The 19219-nt window shown below is 58.3% G+C and carries 20 protein-coding genes and 1 pseudogene; 10 read left to right on the top strand and 11 right to left on the bottom strand.

Features of this window, described 5'->3' with window-relative positions:
* Positions 1-303: 303 nt before the first annotated feature.
* The gene (locus P0D89_RS43805) at positions 304-1338 is read left to right on the top strand and encodes an AraC family transcriptional regulator (protein ID WP_408365984.1); all 1035 of its coding nucleotides are present in this window, start codon (positions 304-306) and stop codon (positions 1336-1338) included.
* A 60-nt stretch (positions 1339-1398) separates the two neighbouring features.
* Here P0D89_RS43805 and P0D89_RS43800 read toward each other — a convergent pair whose 3' ends face one another.
* Positions 1399-2727, bottom strand: a complete 1329-nt coding sequence (locus P0D89_RS43800) for an MFS transporter (protein WP_408365982.1) — start codon at positions 2725-2727, stop codon at positions 1399-1401.
* Positions 2728-3578: 851 nt separating this feature from the next.
* Here P0D89_RS43800 and P0D89_RS43795 point away from each other — a divergent pair.
* Positions 3579-3704: a hypothetical protein gene (locus P0D89_RS43795; RefSeq protein ID WP_408365980.1), complete on the top strand. Its 126-nt coding sequence runs from the start codon at positions 3579-3581 to the stop codon at positions 3702-3704.
* A gap of 88 nt (positions 3705-3792) precedes the next feature.
* On the opposite strand, the gene P0D89_RS43790 is transcribed toward P0D89_RS43795, so the two are convergent.
* From P0D89_RS43790 to P0D89_RS43765, 6 genes are all read right to left on the bottom strand, one after another.
* Entirely contained in the window at positions 3793-4617 is an 825-nt protein-coding gene (locus tag P0D89_RS43790) for a GntR family transcriptional regulator (protein ID WP_408365978.1), read from the bottom strand.
* A 233-nt stretch (positions 4618-4850) separates the two neighbouring features.
* Positions 4851-5696: a TauD/TfdA dioxygenase family protein gene (locus P0D89_RS43785; RefSeq protein WP_408365976.1), complete on the bottom strand. Its 846-nt coding sequence runs from the start codon at positions 5694-5696 to the stop codon at positions 4851-4853.
* A 544-nt stretch (positions 5697-6240) separates the two neighbouring features.
* Positions 6241-6606 (bottom strand): hypothetical protein, encoded by a 366-nt coding sequence (locus tag P0D89_RS43780; protein ID WP_408365974.1) that lies wholly within the window; start codon positions 6604-6606, stop codon positions 6241-6243.
* Positions 6536-7057, bottom strand: coding sequence for a hypothetical protein (locus P0D89_RS43775; RefSeq protein WP_408365972.1), 522 nt, complete (start codon positions 7055-7057; stop codon positions 6536-6538). Before P0D89_RS43775 ends, P0D89_RS43780 begins: the two co-directional genes overlap by 71 nt.
* Before the next feature lie 286 nt (positions 7058-7343).
* Positions 7344-7718, bottom strand: a complete 375-nt coding sequence (locus P0D89_RS43770; RefSeq protein ID WP_408365970.1) for a BON domain-containing protein — start codon at positions 7716-7718, stop codon at positions 7344-7346.
* 28 nt (positions 7719-7746) lie between these two features.
* Entirely contained in the window at positions 7747-8868 is a 1122-nt protein-coding gene (locus P0D89_RS43765) for a porin (protein WP_408365968.1), read from the bottom strand.
* A gap of 1214 nt (positions 8869-10082) precedes the next feature.
* Between P0D89_RS43765 and P0D89_RS43760 the strand changes: the two genes are divergently transcribed.
* The 4 genes from P0D89_RS43760 to P0D89_RS43745 all read left to right on the top strand — a co-directional run bounded on the left by P0D89_RS43760 (position 10083) and on the right by P0D89_RS43745 (position 12716).
* Entirely contained in the window at positions 10083-10271 is a 189-nt protein-coding gene (locus tag P0D89_RS43760; protein WP_408365966.1) for a 3-keto-5-aminohexanoate cleavage protein, read from the top strand.
* A complete protein-coding gene (locus tag P0D89_RS43755; RefSeq protein WP_408365964.1) occupies positions 10272-10454 on the top strand; it encodes a hypothetical protein in 183 nt (60 codons plus the stop codon).
* Positions 10441-11499, top strand: coding sequence for a beta-keto acid cleavage family enzyme (locus P0D89_RS43750; protein WP_408365962.1), 1059 nt, complete (start codon positions 10441-10443; stop codon positions 11497-11499). Before P0D89_RS43755 ends, P0D89_RS43750 begins: the two co-directional genes overlap by 14 nt.
* Before the next feature lie 236 nt (positions 11500-11735).
* A complete protein-coding gene (locus P0D89_RS43745; protein ID WP_408365960.1) occupies positions 11736-12716 on the top strand; it encodes a quinone oxidoreductase family protein in 981 nt (326 codons plus the stop codon).
* Between the two features lie 74 nt (positions 12717-12790).
* Here the strand turns inward: P0D89_RS43745 and P0D89_RS43740 are convergent, their stop codons facing one another.
* Positions 12791-12952, bottom strand: a complete 162-nt coding sequence (locus P0D89_RS43740; RefSeq protein ID WP_408365958.1) for a hypothetical protein — start codon at positions 12950-12952, stop codon at positions 12791-12793.
* 7 nt (positions 12953-12959) lie between these two features.
* Positions 12960-13121, bottom strand: a complete 162-nt coding sequence (locus tag P0D89_RS43735; RefSeq protein ID WP_408365956.1) for a hypothetical protein — start codon at positions 13119-13121, stop codon at positions 12960-12962.
* A gap of 279 nt (positions 13122-13400) precedes the next feature.
* Here P0D89_RS43735 and P0D89_RS43730 point away from each other — a divergent pair, with 279 nt between their 5' ends.
* Positions 13401-14360, top strand: a complete 960-nt coding sequence (locus tag P0D89_RS43730; protein WP_408365988.1) for an AraC family transcriptional regulator — start codon at positions 13401-13403, stop codon at positions 14358-14360.
* A 227-nt stretch (positions 14361-14587) separates the two neighbouring features.
* On the opposite strand, the gene P0D89_RS43725 is transcribed toward P0D89_RS43730, so the two are convergent.
* Entirely contained in the window at positions 14588-15118 is a 531-nt protein-coding gene (locus P0D89_RS43725; protein WP_408365954.1) for an alpha/beta hydrolase family protein, read from the bottom strand.
* A gap of 323 nt (positions 15119-15441) precedes the next feature.
* The gene (locus P0D89_RS43720; RefSeq protein ID WP_408365986.1) at positions 15442-15981 is read right to left on the bottom strand and encodes a carboxymuconolactone decarboxylase family protein; all 540 of its coding nucleotides are present in this window, start codon (positions 15979-15981) and stop codon (positions 15442-15444) included.
* A gap of 409 nt (positions 15982-16390) precedes the next feature.
* Here P0D89_RS43720 and P0D89_RS43715 point away from each other — a divergent pair.
* The 3 genes and pseudogenes from P0D89_RS43715 to P0D89_RS43705 all read left to right on the top strand — a co-directional run.
* Positions 16391-16660, top strand: a pseudogene (locus P0D89_RS43715) (alkene reductase); the annotation flags it as partial.
* A gap of 159 nt (positions 16661-16819) precedes the next feature.
* A complete protein-coding gene (locus tag P0D89_RS43710) occupies positions 16820-18121 on the top strand; it encodes an FAD-dependent oxidoreductase (RefSeq protein WP_408365952.1) in 1302 nt (433 codons plus the stop codon).
* A 474-nt stretch (positions 18122-18595) separates the two neighbouring features.
* A partial coding sequence (locus P0D89_RS43705; RefSeq protein ID WP_408378571.1) for a polysaccharide deacetylase family protein occupies positions 18596-19219 on the top strand: 624 nt, incomplete at its 3' end.

Here is a 19219-nt window from a genome sequence, read left to right as displayed (position 1 = left end):
GAGTGAAAATCTGGTGCGCAAGCCTGCGTGGACGCCCGCGCAGACCGCTCGCCTCATCGAGGCCGGGCTTGAAAAGTGCGACGCTTCCGTCGCTACGCAGACCACCTGCCGATGGACGATCCGGTGAACGGCCTCGACAACGGCGGGCTGGCGAAAGGATTGTGGGAGCTCCTTCGCCTGCGTGCTTGACGATGCGCGCCAGAACCTGACGCTTCCCGACAAAGAGCCCGACTATGGTTAATCCGCACAGACGCGATGCTGCTCCTGCGGTACGGTCGAAAGATTGATTTCTGCGGTGAAGACATGACCATCCTGGTTCGAAGCGCGTCCCTGACCAAGTATTCTGAAATCGCCCGGGCCGAAGGCATCGATCCGGTTCGCACGCTGCGCGAGGTCGGACTCGATCCGGCCTGCCTGTATAGCCCCGATCTTCGGATTCCCGAATCAAGCCTTGCCCGCGTGTTCGAAGCGTCAACGAAACCTTCCGCATGCCGGTCGCTCGGTGTGCGCATCGGGGAGGTCTGGCGGCTGTCCGACTTCGGCGCGGTCAGCCTGTTCCTGCAGCATCAGCCAACGCTGCGTCAGGTGGTTGCGCAGATCGAGCGATACCGGCATCTGTTGAGCGATTCCGTCGCCATCCGCACCGATGAATCACAGGACGTCGTCGTGCTGCACGTGGTGCTCGTCACCGGACGCCCGCATCCCGGCCGCGAGATCGTTGAGCTCACGGTCAGCGTCCTCTTCAGTCTCGTGCGCGCGATGCTCGGCGCACAGTACGAGCCGCGAGGCGTCCATTTCGCCCACTCGGCGCCGGCCAGTCTTCAGTTGCACCGACGATTGTTCGGACAGAACGTCGACTTCGACAGCGGTTTTGACGGCATCGTGATAACCCGGCAGGATCTCGACCGCCCTAACCCGCTCGCCGACTCCCGTCTTGCGTGCTACGCGCAGGAACTGCTCGCCCTGCAACCGCGATACAGGCACGACTCGATTGCCGATGACGTCCGTCGGGCGCTTCATATCCTCCTGCCCGATGGACAAGGCACGATCGAGCCGGTGAGCCAGCGCCTCGGCCTCGCGCCGCGGACGCTGCAGCGCCAGCTCGAACAGACGGGCAACAGGTTCTCTTCGCTCGTGAACGAGGTGCGCGCCTCAGTCGCGCTGCGCTACCTCAGCCATCGCCGCTATTCGGTTTCCGACGTCGCTGATCTCGTGGGCTTTTCGGAGATCAGCTCGTTCTCGCGCTGGTTCAGCGCCGAATTCGGCAAACCGCCGAGCCGGTGGAGGAGCGACTGCCTTGATACGACGAACCACTCGTCGGGTTCCGAGCGGCACTGATTCACACGCGATCCAACCTACCTCGTTGGAACACTCACCGGGCATTGATGCGGATGTCCCCTAAAAGCTGTCCCCTTCTCCAGCATTAGAGGTTTGCGCGCGTCGCACTTCCGCGATGTGACACCACCGGCCAATGAGATACACCGTGAAGGGCAGAGCTGCCGCGAGCGGAAGCCAGCGCAATGCGCCTTGAAGACCCACCGCGTCCGCCACCACACCGGCGAAAAATGGACCAGCCGCAAGGCCTAAAATATTATTGAACAGCGTCAGAGTGGCAAATGCCGAGCCATGGATAGCTGGCGATGTGGCTCCAGCAATAATCGCGCTACATGTGCCGAACGAACTCGCAAGGAAAAACACCGCGGGCGCAAGGAGCGCGAGTTGCAGATTGCCCGGTGGCAAGCGGAACGCGATCGCCAGCAGGACGCCAAGCACGAGGCAATAACCAATGGCCATGTTCCACCTCTTAAGCGACGAGTCTCCGCTTATCCGGTCGGTGATCACACCGCACAGGAGTTGGCCCATGCCGCTGACAAGGACAAGGCCGGCTGCCACTACGGCAGCGTTGCTGATAGGCATGTCCCAGTAACGATTCAGGTAGCTGGGCAGCCAGACGAAAAGCGTGCCCTGAATGAAGATCTGCAGGGCGCTCCCGAGGTACGCACAAAAGACAGAACGGGACGGAAACAAGCCAGAGAAAAGCGCTCGGGGCGTCAGTTCCACACACCCGGACACCGGAGTTCCGCGCGCATTGTCCGGCTGCGCACGCGCGAGCCTTTTTTCCGTGACTACAAAGAAGTAAATGATCACCAGCACAAAACCAAAGATCGCCATCAGACCCATCGACCACCGCCAGCCAAAGTGGGTCGCAACGATGCCGGAAAGCGAAACACCGAGTACGGACCCAAAGGCAGCGGCAGACGTAAAACCGCCGGCAATGGTAGACCGCAGATGCTTTGGAAAGATGCTGATGAGGATCGCGAGTCCGACACTTCCGTAGGCAGCCTCGCCGACGCCAACGAAGATCCGCGCGACGAACATCTCGTGGTAGCTGCTGGCAATCGCGCATCCGAGCGTGGCGACACTCCACAGCGCAGCCATCAGTGCAATGCTTTTGACACGTCCCCAACGGTCCGCGATTATGGAAAATGGCAGCGTCAGCACGCCGACCGCCAACGGCACCACGCCGCTAATCGAACCGAGCTTAGTATCGGAAAGCTGCCACTGCACTTTCAAGATCGGAAACAAGGCATTGAGCGCCTGGCGCGACATGTAGTCGGACAGCAGAAGGCAAAACATCAATGCGAATACCACCCAAGCGTAGGCTCGGGCGCCGCTGGTAGCCGCCACCGACTCGGCCGGCACTACGTTACTTGTGTAAAGGTTCAATTCTGTCTCCTCCAATGATTCACTAAATTCATATTGAATCGTGCCGCTTGATGTCGTCTGGTCCGTGCGAGGCAAGACCTCTACGCCAAGACCGGCAGTGGTTTCTGCTGGCCATCAGCATCGCCGGACGCTTTCTTTGTGTCGCCGTGCGTGCTTTGGATTTCGACGCTTATTTCAAGCATCTTGATGACTTGTGTGATGACGTTGAAGTTGGCTCGTCTTGCTCCTCGATCAGAATCGGGTGTTCACCGGAAAGCCAATGCTTGCTGCTGCCGCGCCGGAAAAGACGTCGTAAATCGACTCCGCTAGCCACATGCACCGCGCGGGAGATTTCGACGATTGACCGCACGCACGGAACGAAGCCGCTCGCCCGCATGAACAACGCAACGTCCGCGTAAGTGTTGTGCCAAAACCTCCCTTGCAGCCTCAAAGCTCCCGACGACGGAGATTGATTTCAGGATAGCATCTGAAATTATTTTTGGCGACATTAATTATTATCCGTACGCGAAACGTCACACCTGAGCGCAGCGACGAATTGTTACGAAGCGGCGTACACCCGAAGCGAAGCTAAGGCTCGTAATATTGAGGGGACGACGAAACGATCTTCGATAAGGATTTATCGCACCGGATCGAGCTTGTCCGGCGCAAGGACAGCTGGAACATGCGTGGCCTGATCAAGGGGATCGGCATGGTGAACTGCGTGTGTACGCGAATCCGCTGATGCCGGAGCGCTGGACCGTCGACTCCGCATCCAGGTTCCAGACGGCGACGGCAAGACGAAACGGGATCACGTGCGCAAGATGCTAACCAACCTGGTTCATTGTCAACATCGGTCGTTTCAACGGGTCCTGATGGACGTGTGGCATGTCACGTGCGATCTGATGCTGCTCATCGGATCGCTGAAGAACGAGTATCGCTCGCTACACGCCAGCCAGAAGATGGACGACTCGGGCGCAAGATCGCGCACCGACGCGTAGCAAACAACCGGAGATGCTGGTATGCGGTGTCTGCTCTTAGGTGAGCGTACCCAAGCGTTGAGGAAAGCATGGATGAGCGGGAAGCGACTTACTCTTTAGAGCCGGCCGCTACTTCGGGCTGCGCCGCCTTTGAGGCACGTGCACGCCGACTGCCTTCCGGTTTTGCAACGATTGCACGAATGGCAGCATCCCTGGCGTCGTCCAGTCGCGAAGCTGCAAGGGAAAGCAGTAGCTTGTTGTCCCGCTTGATCGCGGCCTTCTGCAGCGCGTGCCAGAATTTTAAAGATGTGCGAACCGATTGAGGCTTAGCCACAAATCCTAGCCGGACATACCGTAAGGTTCGCAATGAGATGGAGTGCAGGACATCGACCAGAAGCCGGTTGCGGCACAGATCGACCGTAGTGAAATTCAGGAGGAAGCTCTCCACGGCATAGGCGTCTACCGACTCCTCGGCCGCCTTGGTTAGCCTGGGCATATGCGCGGTCAGTAACGCCTCAAGTTCGGACGGGCTTTCGCGCGCCACCTGCTCCAACATCGTGACGTAAAGCACGCTGCGCACGCGAAAAATGTCCCGAAGCTCATTCTCATCGGGCGCCGTAACGATCGCCCCACGCCTGGCCTGAAACTCAACCAGGCGGTCCCGCTCCAGTATACGCATCGCTTCGCGTACCGGAGCGCGACTGACGTGCAGCACCTCGCTGATATCTTTCTCCAGCAAGCGTTGCCCCGACTTCACCAGGTCAAGCGTAATGACCCCGGCCAGGCGGGCAGCGATCTGCTCGGCAATCGGCACCGAAGCATACGCCCAGTCCTGCCCGCGCAGCACCGCCCGCTCAACGGCCAGCATCAGTGAATTCTTGGGCGTAAGCAGCGAGGAAAGATCGGGAAGGTTTTGCGTTTTATTTCGGGCCATGGCGTATAGCGGAATCAATTTCCGTCGAACTTAATCCTTTGACCATTATAGTCTCCGGCATTCTAATGTCGACAAAAATTCCCTAGCCGCCGCCCGTATCGAGCATTCGGTGGGTAACAGGGCGACAGCCATGATGACGCGCTAACCGAGGCGAACAATGATCCATACAAAACCGAACCGCGACCGCCGGCTGGAGCCTGAACACCTCGAACCTCGCGAGGACAGGCAAATGGCTAGTACGGTTTATCGCCTTCGATGCCTGCTCGCTCCATCTTTCGCGGAGCAGGCCAGTAATCCATTACCGCGTAGTGCTGCGTCGGCCGGTTGTCCCAGACTGCAATACTGTTCGGTTTCCACCGGAAACGAACCTGATACTCAGGGATCGATGCCTGACTCTGCAGATAATTCAGCAGAAGGCTCGCGCCAGGCGTCTTGTCCAAACCGTAACGCACATTTTCAACTGTGTGATAGTTGACGAAATGCGTCGTGAAGCTACTGACGTAGAGAATCTTTTCGCCGGTCTCTGGGTGCGTCCGCACCACAGGATGCTCCACCTCCGGATTCTGCGCCGCCAGTTTTCTTCGCTCCTCGGGATCCATTGCCGCACCGAACGAGTGCTCAATGCTGCTTTTTGCTCTCAATCCCTCGATGCGCTTCTTGATGTCTTCTGGTAGTTGCCTATAAGCCTCCACCATGTTGACCCAGATGGTGTCGCCCCCAACCTCTGGACACTCGACACAGCGCAGCACGGCGCCCATAGACGGGTTCGGCCGCCAAAGCCCGTCGCTGTGATAGTTGTTTTCGTACGGATTTTTTGCTTCCGATCGGTAGATCTGCACGAGACCCGGGTGTTCCGGATCGTTTCCCGCAACGGGATGATCTTCCAGTTTCCCGAAGCGGCGCGCAAAGGAGACATGCTCTTCGCGAGAGATATCCTGATCTCGAAAAAAGAGGACTCGGTGCTTAAGCAACAGCGCCTTGATTTCTGCGAACAGCGATGCATCTCGAGACGCATCCCCCAAGCTCACACCGGACACCTCGGCACCAATGCAAGCGGTCAGTCTTTCTACTTTAATCATGAGCGATATCTCCTTGTGTCTGGCGGGAATTTCGCCAATTCACCCACCGTCGCCGCGTAGCGCCGCAGCTTTACGAAACCGTGAAAAATTGATGTTCTGCATCTGTACAAACAAGATAGCAGACCACCTTATTTATGTCGACATTAATTTTGTCCTCCCCGGTCCTCGCTGGTCGCGAAATACGACAACAGGTATGACTAGCTGTGCGCCGCGCCCGCCGCAGGTCTGGTTGATCGCGGTTATTAATGCCGCCGCTCGGGCCGTCGGTCGTGCGTGAGCAATAATTTGATCGCGCAACTGGCGTTTTGAAGATCTTCCCGCGGGCTCCCAACGGAATTTCAGTGACGAAAGTCAGATCGTCGGGCGTGCGCCGCTTCGCCGCTTGCCCGCATAAAACGAAATCTGCTACTCCCGGCTCAGTTGCACGCTCGGCTCAAGCGTCACGATCAGCAGGGTTTGTTCGTCCCACCTCGGTTGCGACATGCCAACGCATACCGCCAACTCCACAGCCGATGGATCACCGCGACGCTTTCCGCTGAAGCAGTCATGGCGCGCGCCTGGCGAGCGCGCTAATCAACCGAAGCAGTTCCAGCGCCCGCGCTGCGGCGCGAGACCCGTCTGGCAAGTCTCCCCGAACATAAAGAGGGCGAAGCTCCTCGATTTCGGTCAGCCCACCAAGCAGTTCGCCTTCCACAAGGGAATACTTGCGCAGCATGCTTACAACCAGCATCGAGTTGTGGACGATGTCGTCATTGTCGGAAGTGACGCCGCGGCGATGCAACGCGTAGTTCGCCCAGTGTGTCCCAGCCAGCATCGCTGCCTCAATTTTCATTTCCCAGTCATCTTCGCCGAGAAAACTCAGCGACGCCTCGATGTTCTCGGCTTTGATCCGATGATTCTCGGTTTTCATAGTCGGTACCCTTCAACGCCTGTTCGAATGTGTACATGACTTGTGTAAACGCTTGCTCACATTCGTCGACGATGGCTTGTATTGGATCGCGATCTCCGCGAATGCACGGATCCCGGTGATGCTCGATGGTATGCAATGCATGTTCGAGTTGCCGAATGGCTGGAGGTACTTCTCCTTCGATCTCCGGCCAACCGACATGGCTCACATCGCCGAGCCCACGCAACTCGCGCGCGTAACTGCCATCCGGTTGCTTTACAACGTGCACGCCGGGAATAGTCGAGAACACGGGATCGTCACGCGTCAGACCAGTGAGATGAAGGGTTGCATTGAACACGTTGACACTCGCGGTCAGCGTGACCCAGAACCACAATTCGAAATCGGCTAACGGGTCGAGGTGCTGTCTGAGCACCACCATGCGTCGCACCTTGTCAACGTGAGAGATGACCTTCATGACAGGTTCCTCCTTACGTGAACGGCTGGCCGGCGTGAGTATCAATGAAGGGCGACAGACTCCATCACATGTCAGGCTTCGAGTCTTGACGCCGGCCGAGCGCGAAATAGCGCGCGCTAATGGTCTTCGTCGCTCAGTCGGCGGTCGATCATGAAGGCCCATAGGGAACCTAACTCACGCAAGGCGCAGTCGACCTGAAAGAGTTGCGCCCGGTTTACAGAGGTGCATCAGGTTCAAGCCCTTGGGCAAGTCTGTCACTTCAAACTGATCCGGCGTGCGCGCCGCACTACTGGCCGAACGGCCGCTGCACCGTGAGCTTGCTGGTCACCGACGTCACACCCGCGACACCCTTCGCGACCTCGGTGACGGTATCGATCTGCGACGCCTCCTGGACCGTGCCGGTGATCAGTACCGCGCCGCCTTTCGCGGTGATGCTGATGTCGCCCGCGTCGATCTCCTTGTGCTTCGCGAGCGCCGCGTACACCTTGCGCCGCAGCGCGCGATTCGCCTGCCGCGTGGCTTTTGCCGTCATGCCGCCGGACGCGGTGACCGCCGTGTCAGCCGAGGCCCCCGCCGCCGCGCCGTCCTGCGCCCACGCGCTGATCGATGTCGCCGCGATCGCGACGCCGAATGCCACCCTGAGTCCATTCATCGCTTTCATCGTTGTTCTCCGTTTCGATCTCAATTCATCAGAAGCTGTGACGCAGGCCGATCATCGCGGCTGTGGTCGACACGCCCGGCGCAACGATCTGGCCGTACATGATCGTCTGGTTCATCGTCCCGCGGTTCGCGACGTACCCGACCTGCGCAGAGACGATTGTGCGCTTCGACAGGCTGTATTCCGCGCCCACCGCGTATTCACTCGAATGGTTCGCCGAGTTGTTGCGGTCCTTCAGGTAGTAGAAGCCGGACGTGATCTTGAAGAACGGGGTGAACTGATAGCCGAGACCGCCCGAAATCATTTCATAGTCCGCGAGGCTCGTGTTCGACGGATTCTTGCCGATCCCGTACGACGCCGACACCGATACGCCGCGGAACGTGTACTTCGCGCCGAGATAGTAGAAGCGGTTGTTGTTGAGCCCGCTCGGCGTGGCCGCCGCGAGGTTCGTGTCATGGGCGTTGTAGTAGACCGCGGACAGATTCAGGCCATAGTTCGAATACCTGAGCACTGCCGATTCGCGCGTGCCGCCCTGAATCTGGCCCGGCACGCCGCCCGGCGCATACTCGAGCGCGACCGACGCGCCGTAGAACTTCGGCGACTGGTAGACGAGCGCGTTGCTGTCGTACAGCGCGCCGATCGGCACGTTCGTGTTCGTCCCGGGCCAGCCGGCGGCCTGGTTCAGCCCGAGCCATGCGCCCAGGATGCTGCCGAAGTACTGCGCCGCGCGGACGTCGGTATCGGCCATCGCATAGATCATCGGGGTGTACTGCCGCCCGGCGTCGAACGTCCCGAACGCCCCGGACAGACCGACCGTCGCCTGCTGGTTGAACACCGCGGTACCACCCGTCGTGTCGGCCAGCCCAAGCTTGCCGGTGCTGCTGTTGAACACCCCCTGCAGCCTGAAGTTGACCTTGTAGCCACCTCCGATGTCCTCGGCCCCCTTGATGCCCCAGAAACTCCCATAGAGGCTGCCGTCCTTGATGCCGTACACGTGCCCGTTATTGTGGGCGGTCGGCGCGAACGACGCCGCCGCCGTGCTCTGATAGAAAACGCCCGAATCGATTGCGCCATACAACGTGACCGACGACTGCGCATGCGCCGCGCTGGCGAATATCGCGAGTACCGCTACTCCGCTCCACTTCAGTTTCATTGACGTCTCCACTGCTTTTTATGATGGCCGGGCGAGCCCGGCCGGATGCCTGCCTGTTACCGCATAGCACGGGGTCGTCGATCCCCACTGTCGGCACAATCGGCGCATGCGCAAGTCCTTGTAGCGAAAGATCCTTCCGGAATTGGGGCCGTGGAACTGAACGATGTCGCCGACGACGTCTGATAGAGACAGCTGACGGCGATCGCCCCGTCCAGGGTGACCGACGGCTCCGCATACGCGCCGTCGCTCAATAACTATGGCGCCTCGATATCGACGAATTTCCGCTTCATGGCGCCCTCATTTCGCGCCTGTCGACTGATTGGTACGGGACGCGTGACTTGACGATCGCCCGACGATCCGGGGCCCTCCTGCAACGGCCCGGTTTGCCGACCGAGTACAGACAATACCGATCATCCTCTAAAATTGTTGATGTCGACATTAATACTTATACTGAGTCGACCTATCAGGCGGAACGGTATGCGGCTTCGCGATAAGCGACCACGTTCGAGCCCCGGATTCGCGCCAGCGGAGTCAATAGACATCTGCCACACCCAGCAACAAATTCCTCATTTTATTTTTGTCGACATTATTATTACATGGAGATACACTGCGATTCACAGAGGCCTTGCACTGCCGCAGCCGAAGCGAAGTCCATGAACGGAGGAATTCCAATGCTGTCGCTGCCTTTAGCAAAGATATTGGTGAACAACACTCATGCCGCCCGACGGATTGCGGCGCAGATTGGTTCAGGGTGTGTCCCGCGGGGGAATCTCACTCCAATGACTCATGAAGCGCTTTGCTATGCGTGCATGGTCGGCATTGTGATGCCGCCCCACCATGACATCGTGCCGACTCATCCGTCTCATTGCCGTGGGCGCCGAGAAGCCCGTTGAAGAACGAACGAGTCATCGCGCCGCACATGACTTACGCCAGAATCGGGCGCGACATGCCAAGGGCTCATCAGTCCGGTGAAAGGCAGCCGCTGACAATGAACCAGGTTGGTCTGCATGTTGTGCACTTGATCCCGTTTGTCCTGCCGTCGCGGTCGGGATCGTGGACGCGGCACTCGATGATCCGGCGCTCTTGCTTCAGCGGATTACTGGCATGGAAAGTCAAGTGCAAGGCATGCAATGTAAAGCAGGAAGTGGCGCCGGGCCGGATGATTCACTGGTCGACTCAGACACTCCTACAACAACCGGTTAAACAGGATGTATATGCATTTCCTGGACAATTCTCTGCGGCCTGAAAGCCAGCAGCCTCTGGTCATTCAAGCCATTCAAGCCGCTCCCTACGGACCGGAATGGCTGCCCTGCGATACGGACCATGTGCCGGTGACGATGGCCGTTCAGGTGCAAAAGGCCGTGGACTGCTACAACGCGAGCGCCACCGTTTTGCACGTGTAGGTGCGCGAAGCCGGCGGCAAGGGCTCCAGGCGCATGTTCAAGTTCAGCGAAATGCTGGATCGCCTGCGCACCGCGGCGCCGAAGATGGCGCAGCAAATGGGGTTGCAAAGTTTTTCTCATTTAGTTTGCCATCCTCAATATTCAAATTTCAACTTGGAGATCCATCATCATGAACTTCCTTGACGGCCATCTGTATCCTGAGAACCAGCAGCCCCTGATCATTACAGCGGCTCCCTATGCACCGGGCTGGATTCCCTCGGACTTCCCGGAAGATATCCCTGTCACGATGGAGGAGCAGATCCAGAAGGCGGTGGATTGCTACGAAGCCGGTGCCACCGTGCTGCATCTGCATGTGCGCGAACCCGATGGCAAGGGCAGCAAGCGCCTGTCCATGTTCAATGAGCTGATCGCCGGGGTGCGCGCCCGCGTGCCGGAAATGGTCATCCAGGTGGGTGGCTCCATCAGCTTCGCGCCTGAATCCGAGGGCCAAGCCGCCCAATGGCTAAGCGATGACACGCGGCATATGCTGGCCGAACTCGATCCGAAGCCCGACCAGGTGACCGTCACTGTCAACACTACGCAGATGAATGTGACAGAGCATGCCGGTATAGACGACTTCAAGGGAGTTTCGCGGGGATTCCCGCACCTCTATGCAACCTACAAGGACATGATCGTGCCCTCGAATCCCAGCTGGGTCGAGGAGCACATCCGACGCCTGACAGCAGCCGGAATCCAGAGTGAGTTTCAGTGCTACAACATCAACAGCTTCGAAACGATTGAGCGGATGATTCGCCGCGGCGACTACAAGGGGCCACTGGTGATGAACTGGGTGGCTATCAGCGGCGGCATGGACCAAGCGAACATCTACAACCTGGCCAACTTCCTGCGCGCTGCGCCCGACGGCGCGGTGATAACGGTGGAGAGTTCGGTGCTAAATGTGCTGCCCGTGAATATGATCGGTATGGCTTTGGGCCTGCATGTGCGGTGCGGCATCGAGGATGTGCTCTGGAATCAGACCCGCACGGGCAAGATGAGCTCGGTCGAGCAGATCAAGCAATTGGTGCGTATCGCCGGCGAATTTGGCCGCCCTATAGCGACAGCGCAACAGGCGCGAGAGATCATGAAGATCGGGGTCTTCTACGACACGGCCGAAGAGACGCTTCAGGCCAATGGCTTCGCTCCCAATCGTAACGGCGGCAACCAGGGATTCCTGCGCAAGCCGATCTGAAGCCTCTGAGGCGAATTGACATCATATGTTGTATGTGTCGCCCAGCATTTGCTAGAGACGGGCTCAAGCTGAAGTTGAAGTTCCCCCATATCGACCAGAGTTTTTTAGCGAGATCAAGGGCGAAGTAAGGACTAGCGAGCCGCAGGCGAACCGCGGCAGTCGATACATAACAGCAATCATCTTGCATGGGATCGGAGTAAGCGCTAAAGCGCTAACTCCGATCGACAGGAGACAACATGGCGAAAGTCGTTAAATTCTACGAAACCGGTGGTCCCGAGGTCCTTCGTTTTGAGGAAGTTGACGTTGGAGAGCCTGGACCGGGAGAGGTGCGCGTCCGCCACGTGGCAGTGGGTCTTAACTTTGCGGACACCTACTTCCGCGGAGGTACCTACGCGGTTCCGCTCCCCAGCGGCCTGGGCAACGAGGCAGCCGGCGTGATCGAGGCCATCGGTGCCGGCGTGACCCATCTGGCGATCGGCGACCGTGTGACCTACACGGGCTTCATCAATACGCTGGGCGCCTACAGCACTGAGCGGCTGATTTCTGCCGCGCTGCTGATCAAGCTGCCGGAGGCCATCAGTTGCGAGGCTGCGGCGGCGATGACCATGCGGGGTTTGTCCGCCGCCTACCTGGTGCGCCGAATCTACCCTTTCAAGGCGGGCGACGCCGTGTTGCTTCATGCCGCAGCAGGCGGGGTTGGTTTGATCGTTTCGCAGTGGGCCAAATTGCTCGGGCTGACGGTGATTGGCACGGTTTCGACTGACGCCAAGGCCGAGGTGGCGCGCGCCCACGGCTGCGATCACACAATCAACTACAGTCATGAGGATGTGGCCAAACGCGTGCGGGAACTGACCGACGGGGCGGGCGTGTCCGTGGTCTTCGACAGCGTGGGCAAGGCCACCTTCATGTCCTCGCTGGACTCGCTCAAGCGCCGCGGCCTGATGGTCTGCGTCGGCACCGCTTCCGGCAAAATCCCGCCGTTCGATCCGCAAATTCTGGCCCGCAAGGGCTCGTTGTACCTGACCCGCCCGGGCCTCGCCGACTACATCGCCGATCCGGCCGAAAAGGCAGAACTGGTCGATGAGTTATTCGACCATGTGGCGGCAGGCCGCATCCGCATCGAGATCAATCAGCGGTATGCCTTGCAGGACGCGGTGCAGGCACATCAGGACCTGGAGGCTCGAAAAACCACGGGCTCCTCCATCTTCGTGATTTGAGCGCTCCACTTACTGGAAAACGTGAGGCGTCAGGCTGGTTTGGCCCGTAAAACGTAGCCCGGTGATTCGGCGTGTCAGGTCAGGTCGGCCGGGACCCGCTGCCGGTAGCGCTCTTCGAAGTACGCGGCGCTGCGATCCATACATTCGATGCCATAGCGCGGTGTGATGCGGAAGAGCACCGCGAACTTGCGAGCGGCGGCGGTGACGGCCTTCCCGTTGCCGATCCGCGCCGACAACCGTCGATCAACGCTGGTTTTCGTGCGGCAGCAACGATGCAAACGCCGCGATAATGTTGGTTACACGCAGCACCTTCTCCGCTCCCGGACTAACCCATTCGCCGAGACCTTCCTCCTGCATCGGCTCAACCGTGACCGGGTGAGCCTGCTTCTTTTGCGCACCGAACACGGTCTCGATCCGCTTGTCGATCGCGATGGTAGCTTTCCCGCCACGCGTCTCCTTCTTATTCGTCGACGACCCGCGTGTAATACGATGAGGGACGCTAATCGGATGCAGTTCTGCAACAATACGGTCGCAGGCACTGACCTCTAAAAATTGATTCGATAGACGGCGTCTATAGGCCGCAACTCAATACAGTAAAATCCGGCTCTGTTGCTGACTACACTCTATGTTCGTCACCCACTGACGAAAATTCCGGACGACGATCAAGCATCTCACCCAACCCATATGGATTTGCTAAGTAGACTCCTTTCATTGATACCTGTAACTGGTCGGCTGGAGTTGCGCTGTCATTTTGGAGCGCCTTGGAAGATCAGCCAGGGAGTCGCAGGCGTCCGAGAAATCCCATACCACCTGCTAATGTCTGGCCATGCTGTGCTCGAGGACGGTAACGGGCCGCCCGAACAACTGGTAGCCGGCGACATCATCTTGTTTCCGGCGGGTGGCGCACATCTGATACACGACGGAAGCGGCGAGCCGGCAAAGCCTGAGTTTACGAGTAACAATGCGTCTTTAGTCGTCGTCGAAAACGATGGGATAGGCGAAACCGCAGATTTTCTTTGCGGAAGGTTTCTGCTAGGGGCGGTTCCAGACAGGTTATTACGCGATCACCTGCCGGGTCGAATGGTCGTGCGCAGCGCACTGCCTGACCAGGCTGTCGGAGCTGGCGGACCAGAACGCTCAATTTCACACACTAGATTGATGCGTCTCATCGGGCTGATGAAAGAAGAGGCTTTGGACCCGGGTCCGGGCAGCGAGATGCTTGTAAGTCATTTCTCTGCGGCTTTATTCGCACTAACCCTACGTTTCGCAACCGAGGCCGCTCAACAGCCAATAGGCCTCATGGCATTGGCTCGACGCCCTCGTTTGCAACCCGCTGTATCCGCGATGTTTGAAAAACCGGGTGAGCCTTGGACACTCGACGAACTGTCTTCGCTTTGCAATATGTCCAAAGCAACGTTTATGCGCCAATTTCAGGAGGCAATTGGGCGGTCAGCAAGCGACCTTTTGACCGAGGTTCGCATGACAGTCGCGGGGCGAATGTTGTTGCAAACAGCGAACCCGGTCGCCGTAATCGCCGAGTCGGTCGGCTATCAATCAGACGCTGCGTTTCAGCGCGTCTTCAAACGGCATATCGGTATCACACCCGCTCGGTGGCGCTCTTCGGGCGGAAACCTCCAAGCATGACACTCAACTACGCTGTCGCTCCCAACGCAACGCGATAGTACGCTTGCAATTGTTTCTCGCTCACCCCTCTCGTTTTCCGGACTCCACCGGTGCGAAGCCGAAGATCGGTTAAACCAGGATCTCTCGTCGAGCCGGCATTGCGCGCCCCAGTAATCAAATCATGGCGCCGTATTTTGTGCCCTGCCACCGCTAAGCGACCCACCTTTGCCGGAATCTCGTTCTTAACGTCACTCTTCTGAACGCACGAACCTGTTAGCCCACGTCGAAATCAACGCTGCGCTGTAGTCGGCATCGACACGGCGCGTCAACAAATGATCCGCGTTATCCAGTGAAATAAAGCTTTTCGGATGCTTGGCAACTCCGAAAATACGCGCCGCATTGTCAATCCCAACGGTTGCATCCACCGGGGAATGCATGACAAGTAATGGCACACGCAACTCCGAAACCCGCGCTGCCAAGTCGTGACGTCTTAAGTCTTCAACAAAACTCTTACCCACAACAAACGGTCGTCCAGCCAACAAAACCTGCGCCTCCCCCTGCGCTTCGATCGTCCGTAAACTTTCCGGATCGAACTGATGCAGCACGTGCGTGACATCAAACGGCGCCCCTATTGTCGCAACGGCACGAACGCCCTCCATCTCCCCCGCCGCCATCAATACAGCTGTGCCCCCGAGGCTGTGACCTATGAGAATCGACACTCTCTTACCATCACGAGCCATTGCCGCACCGGCGGCAACCAGATCCTCCATCAGCAGCAAAAGTCGCGGTCGCGAAACTGCCTCCGCTACTCCCGACTCCCGCGAAATCAAAGCGCAAAACCCCGATGCCGCGAGCAGCCAGCGCCCTAGCCAGCCGACTGGCGGCCAGACTAGCCTTGCCGCAAGTAAAACAATGAGCGAAAATCGCCCAACCCTGCGGCTCGCTCGTCGGCAAGTCCAATTTGCCCGACAGCCGATATCCCCGGGGCCCGTCGAACTCGAAAATTTGCGCAGTCATACCTCCCCTCCTCTTAAAATCCATCACACACAACTGGTTTTCGACGGGGCGGCGTCACTTCCCATGCGCCCCGCCCCACATCGGGTCAGTCAGCGGCCGGCAAATCGATGTCAGTGTCGTTGATGCGGTTGAATGTGTTGGTGAAAGTAATCATCGCAATCGCCAGTGAGATCTCCGCCAGTTGCGTCTCTGTGTACCCCGCCTCGCGGATCGCTGCGAACTCCTGCTGGCTGATGGTGCCGCGGGTCTTTTGCAAATTCAGCACAAACCGAACCAACGCGTCGCGCTTTGCGTCGCCCGTGGCCTGACCTGCACGGATTGCGCGTAGCGCCTCCTTCGACAGCCCCACCATCTTGCCCAGCATAACGTGCGCAGCGACACAATAGTCGCAGCCCTTCTGTTCGCTCACCAGCAGCTTGATCGTTTCAAGGTCCTGCTTGCTCAAGCTGCTCGATGCAAGCGCGCCTTCAGCATTCAGCGCTGCCGCAAGCGTAGCCGGCGCAAGATGACCCAAGGCTGCAAACAGGTTCGGCACGCCGCCGCCTGCAGTCTTTCGGACCTGCGCGTACACGTCTGCGGTTGCTCCCGTGGCGGTGGAAACTGCGGGAATAGCGATACGGCTCATGGTGTATCTCCTTCGGTTGGTTAGGAGACTCCACTTTAAGCCGCGAAGACGATAATTGTGATACCTGATATTGGCAAAATCATGCTCAAAAACTTCATCCCGCGCCATCCTCACTTGCTGACTTCATCGGCTCGATTGGCTAGTCACTATGGTGGTGGAACGCCCCCCGCAAGCTGTATCACGATGTCAGATTGACAAGAGTCAGTGACGGCAAAGAAGTGGTGCCTGCAGCCGAGTTCAGCGATCCACTGAAACAATTCAGAAAACTGCGGCGCTTGCCGGAAAGAAAAGCCATGGAGAACGAGGTTCTACGTGAAGTGGTGGCAGTGGCGAAGTCGCGAAAATGGACTGCGCACTCGCTTTCATTGCTGGAGGGTAGATAAAGAGAGACTACGTCTCGTGGCGGCGGCTCGAAGTCACGGACGCCTGCGTCGCCATATGGGGCGCCAACCGCGTCGGTGTACACCTGTCACCGCGCGGCGACTTGCATTCGAAGGGCGATTCGGACCCTGCGGCCACCTTCGGCTATGTCGCGCGCGAACTCGGCAAACGCGGTATTGCCTTCATCTGCTCACGTGAAGCGCTGGGCGACGGCCGCCTCGGGCCCGCGCTGAAAGCAGCATTCGGCGGCGTCTATATCGCCAACGAAAAGATGAATAAGAAGACCGCCGAACAGCTATTTATAGTGGTTTATTGGCGCATTCTTAGGCTGCGACCTACCATTGCAAGGTGGTCTGGCAGACCCGGCACGCACCCTTGCTGATGGAGGAGAACATGACCGAAGCCGATAACAACGCCATCGCCGAAACGTTCTTCGCCTAGCACACCCGAGATCCTCATGGCTTACGCTCCAATCCTCACCGAATCTCAACTCGAACGCGTGCGCGTCTTCACGAAGCAGCGACAGGTGGCGGCAGGTGTTGTGCTCTATAACCCCAACGACGACACACCGCCGGTGTACGTGGTGATCGAGGGCAAGATCAGGATTGTCTCGCTGGCTGGCGGCGTCGAAGATACGGTGACGACTTACGACCCGGGTCAGTTTTCGGGCGAATTGCTGATGATTGCAGGCAGGCGTTCCATCTACCGGTGTCAGGCCGTCGATGCATCGTGCCTGCTGGAGTTGAGCGCGCAAAACCTGCGAACGCTGATCAGCAAGGACGCGGAGTTGAGCGATATTTTCATGAAGACATTCCTGGCGCGGCGACTTTCCATGTCCAGCCACGGACGTACCAATGTGCTCATACTCGGCTCGCGCTATTCGGCGCAGACGCTTGCTGTACGAGAGTTTCTGACGCGCGATGGGCACCCGTTCGCTTATGTGGATCTCGACACCGATAGTAGTTCCCAGGAACTGCTGGACCGCTTCGGGGTATGCAGTGACGACGTTCCTATCGTCATTTGCAACGGGGACCAGATACTCAGAAACCCGTCGACACGGGAAGTGGCACAAGCGCTGGGCTTCAACTCGAATATCGACGAGTCACAGGTGCGCGACATCGTCATTGTCGGCGCGGGTCCCGCAGGACTGGCCGCGGCGGTGTATGCGGCATCCGAAGGCCTCGATGTGCTGGTCATCGAACGCGCGGCGCCCGGCGGACAGGCCGGCTCAAGTTCACGCATCGAAAACTACCTCGGTTTTCCAACCGGCCTCTCCGGTCAGGAGCTTGCGAACAGCGCGATCGCGCAGTCGGAAAAGTTTGGCGCGAAGATCATGGTGGCGCGTACGGTCGAGGGCCTTAACTGCGACGAACGGCCTTACCGGATTTCGCTCGACGACGGCCAACAGATAGCGGCCCGTTCGATCGTACTTGCGACGGGCGCCGCCTACAACCAGCCTGCGCTGCCCAACATCGACCGCTTTACGGGCCGTGGCATTTACTACAACGCCACGTTCATGGAAGGCCAACTGTGTAGCGGCGATCCGGTGATCGTTATCGGCGGCGGCAACTCCGCCGGCCAATGCAGACGCTCAGGTATTGACGTTAGTCAGGCAGCTACAAGTCGCTTTCCTGCCTTTCGCGCATCGATGGGCTTCGACGTCACCGAACACGTGCTCCCGGTCAAAACCGCCGATCAACGCGCAGCTCCGACTGTCTGCTTGTCGGCAAATCGCACCTGCTGCAAACGTGGCAGTTGATGGCGAGAGAAGAGCTCTTGTTCACCGTGATCGACATGCCATAACCGTCTCTCTGATCCCGATGCGCCTCATTACACCCGATTCGCTGGTGCCGAGAAGTTTAAGTGATAGTTCAAACCTCTCACCGTTCGGGATCGAACACATGCAGGTGCGCTCGTCGATGCCGCGTGTATCTCGAGCCAGATTGTGCGCCCGCCAATACCGGTGCGGCGATCGGTCGGCTACAAAGTAATCAGGCTTGAGACTTGCGCGAAAGCCATTCAGTCGAATTGCAACGGCATTTGTGTGCGGTTTCGCGCGTAACGAGAAAATAGAAAGCTGATAGTTTACTGCAATGTAATGCCATGCCGGTAACGAACTGTCGAACGCCGGAATGCCATGAAGCGCGAGCGCCGATTACCGAAGCACGGCCTTGAGAAAACGACTTTAAACGTGGAGCAGATCTTGAGCAGCGAATGATCACGATGGTTCATATTGCATCCGGCAGGCACTGAATTCCTTAACAACAAATATCGAACGCGCGAAGAAGCGCTGTGCGAGGTCTACAAGATGAGTCCAGGTTACGGCGTATTCACCGTGTCACTCGATTTCGAACTGTATTGGGGGGTTAGGGATAAGCGGACCATCAATGAATACGCCGAGAACTTGCGCGGCGTGCGAGGTGCCATTCCGGAAATGCTGCGCGTGTTCGGCGACCACGACATACACGCGACGTGGGCTGTGGTCGGCTTTCTCTTTTGCAATGACACTGCTGAGCTGAAGGCGAGTTTTCCGGCAAAATTGCCGACATACGATCGGCCCGGCTTGTCGCCATACGAGTATATCCGCGCGAACACTTCTTTAGACGGACTTTATCACTTCGCCCCCGAACTTATAAAAAGAATCGCCGGGCAGAGCGGCCAGGAGATTGGCACGCACACATTCTCGCATTTTTATTGTCTGGAAAACGGCCAAAATCTCGATCAGTTCGAAGACGATATTTCGACGGCGTCCCGGATGGCGGCGACGAATGGACTGCCGATGAAGAGCCTGGTTTTCCCGCGCAATCAGTGGAACGAGAAATACCTCTCATCGCTGCCAAAGTTTGGTATTCAGTGG

This window comes from Paraburkholderia sp. RL18-085-BIA-A (assembly GCF_046027075.1).
Classification (GTDB): Bacteria; Pseudomonadota; Gammaproteobacteria; order Burkholderiales; family Burkholderiaceae; genus Paraburkholderia.
Note: the sequence above shows the minus strand (reverse complement) of the source record. Positions and strands in the feature narration are given on the sequence as shown.

What these genes read in the sequence shown, in the direction of transcription:
- P0D89_RS43720 (WP_408365986.1), bottom strand. Translation starts at nt 15,981, where the DNA reads ATGAGCCGTATCGCTATTCCCGCAGTTTCCACCGCCACGGGAGCAACC.
- P0D89_RS43765 (WP_408365968.1), bottom strand. Translation starts at nt 8,868, where the DNA reads ATGAAACTGAAGTGGAGCGGAGTAGCGGTACTCGCGATATTCGCCAGC.
- P0D89_RS43730 (WP_408365988.1), top strand. Translation starts at nt 13,401, where the DNA reads ATGGATTTGCTAAGTAGACTCCTTTCATTGATACCTGTAACTGGTCGG.
- P0D89_RS43760 (WP_408365966.1), top strand. Translation starts at nt 10,083, where the DNA reads ATGCATTTCCTGGACAATTCTCTGCGGCCTGAAAGCCAGCAGCCTCTG.
- P0D89_RS43790 (WP_408365978.1), bottom strand. Translation starts at nt 4,617, where the DNA reads ATGGCCCGAAATAAAACGCAAAACCTTCCCGATCTTTCCTCGCTGCTT.
- P0D89_RS43780 (WP_408365974.1), bottom strand. Translation starts at nt 6,606, where the DNA reads ATGAAAACCGAGAATCATCGGATCAAAGCCGAGAACATCGAGGCGTCG.
- P0D89_RS43750 (WP_408365962.1), top strand. Translation starts at nt 10,441, where the DNA reads ATGAACTTCCTTGACGGCCATCTGTATCCTGAGAACCAGCAGCCCCTG.
- P0D89_RS43770 (WP_408365970.1), bottom strand. Translation starts at nt 7,718, where the DNA reads ATGAAAGCGATGAATGGACTCAGGGTGGCATTCGGCGTCGCGATCGCG.
- P0D89_RS43710 (WP_408365952.1), top strand. Translation starts at nt 16,820, where the DNA reads ATGGCTTACGCTCCAATCCTCACCGAATCTCAACTCGAACGCGTGCGC.
- P0D89_RS43745 (WP_408365960.1), top strand. Translation starts at nt 11,736, where the DNA reads ATGGCGAAAGTCGTTAAATTCTACGAAACCGGTGGTCCCGAGGTCCTT.
- P0D89_RS43795 (WP_408365980.1), top strand. Translation starts at nt 3,579, where the DNA reads ATGGACGTGTGGCATGTCACGTGCGATCTGATGCTGCTCATCGGATCG.
- P0D89_RS43805 (WP_408365984.1), top strand. Translation starts at nt 304, where the DNA reads ATGACCATCCTGGTTCGAAGCGCGTCCCTGACCAAGTATTCTGAAATC.
- P0D89_RS43775 (WP_408365972.1), bottom strand. Translation starts at nt 7,057, where the DNA reads ATGAAGGTCATCTCTCACGTTGACAAGGTGCGACGCATGGTGGTGCTC.
- P0D89_RS43785 (WP_408365976.1), bottom strand. Translation starts at nt 5,696, where the DNA reads ATGATTAAAGTAGAAAGACTGACCGCTTGCATTGGTGCCGAGGTGTCC.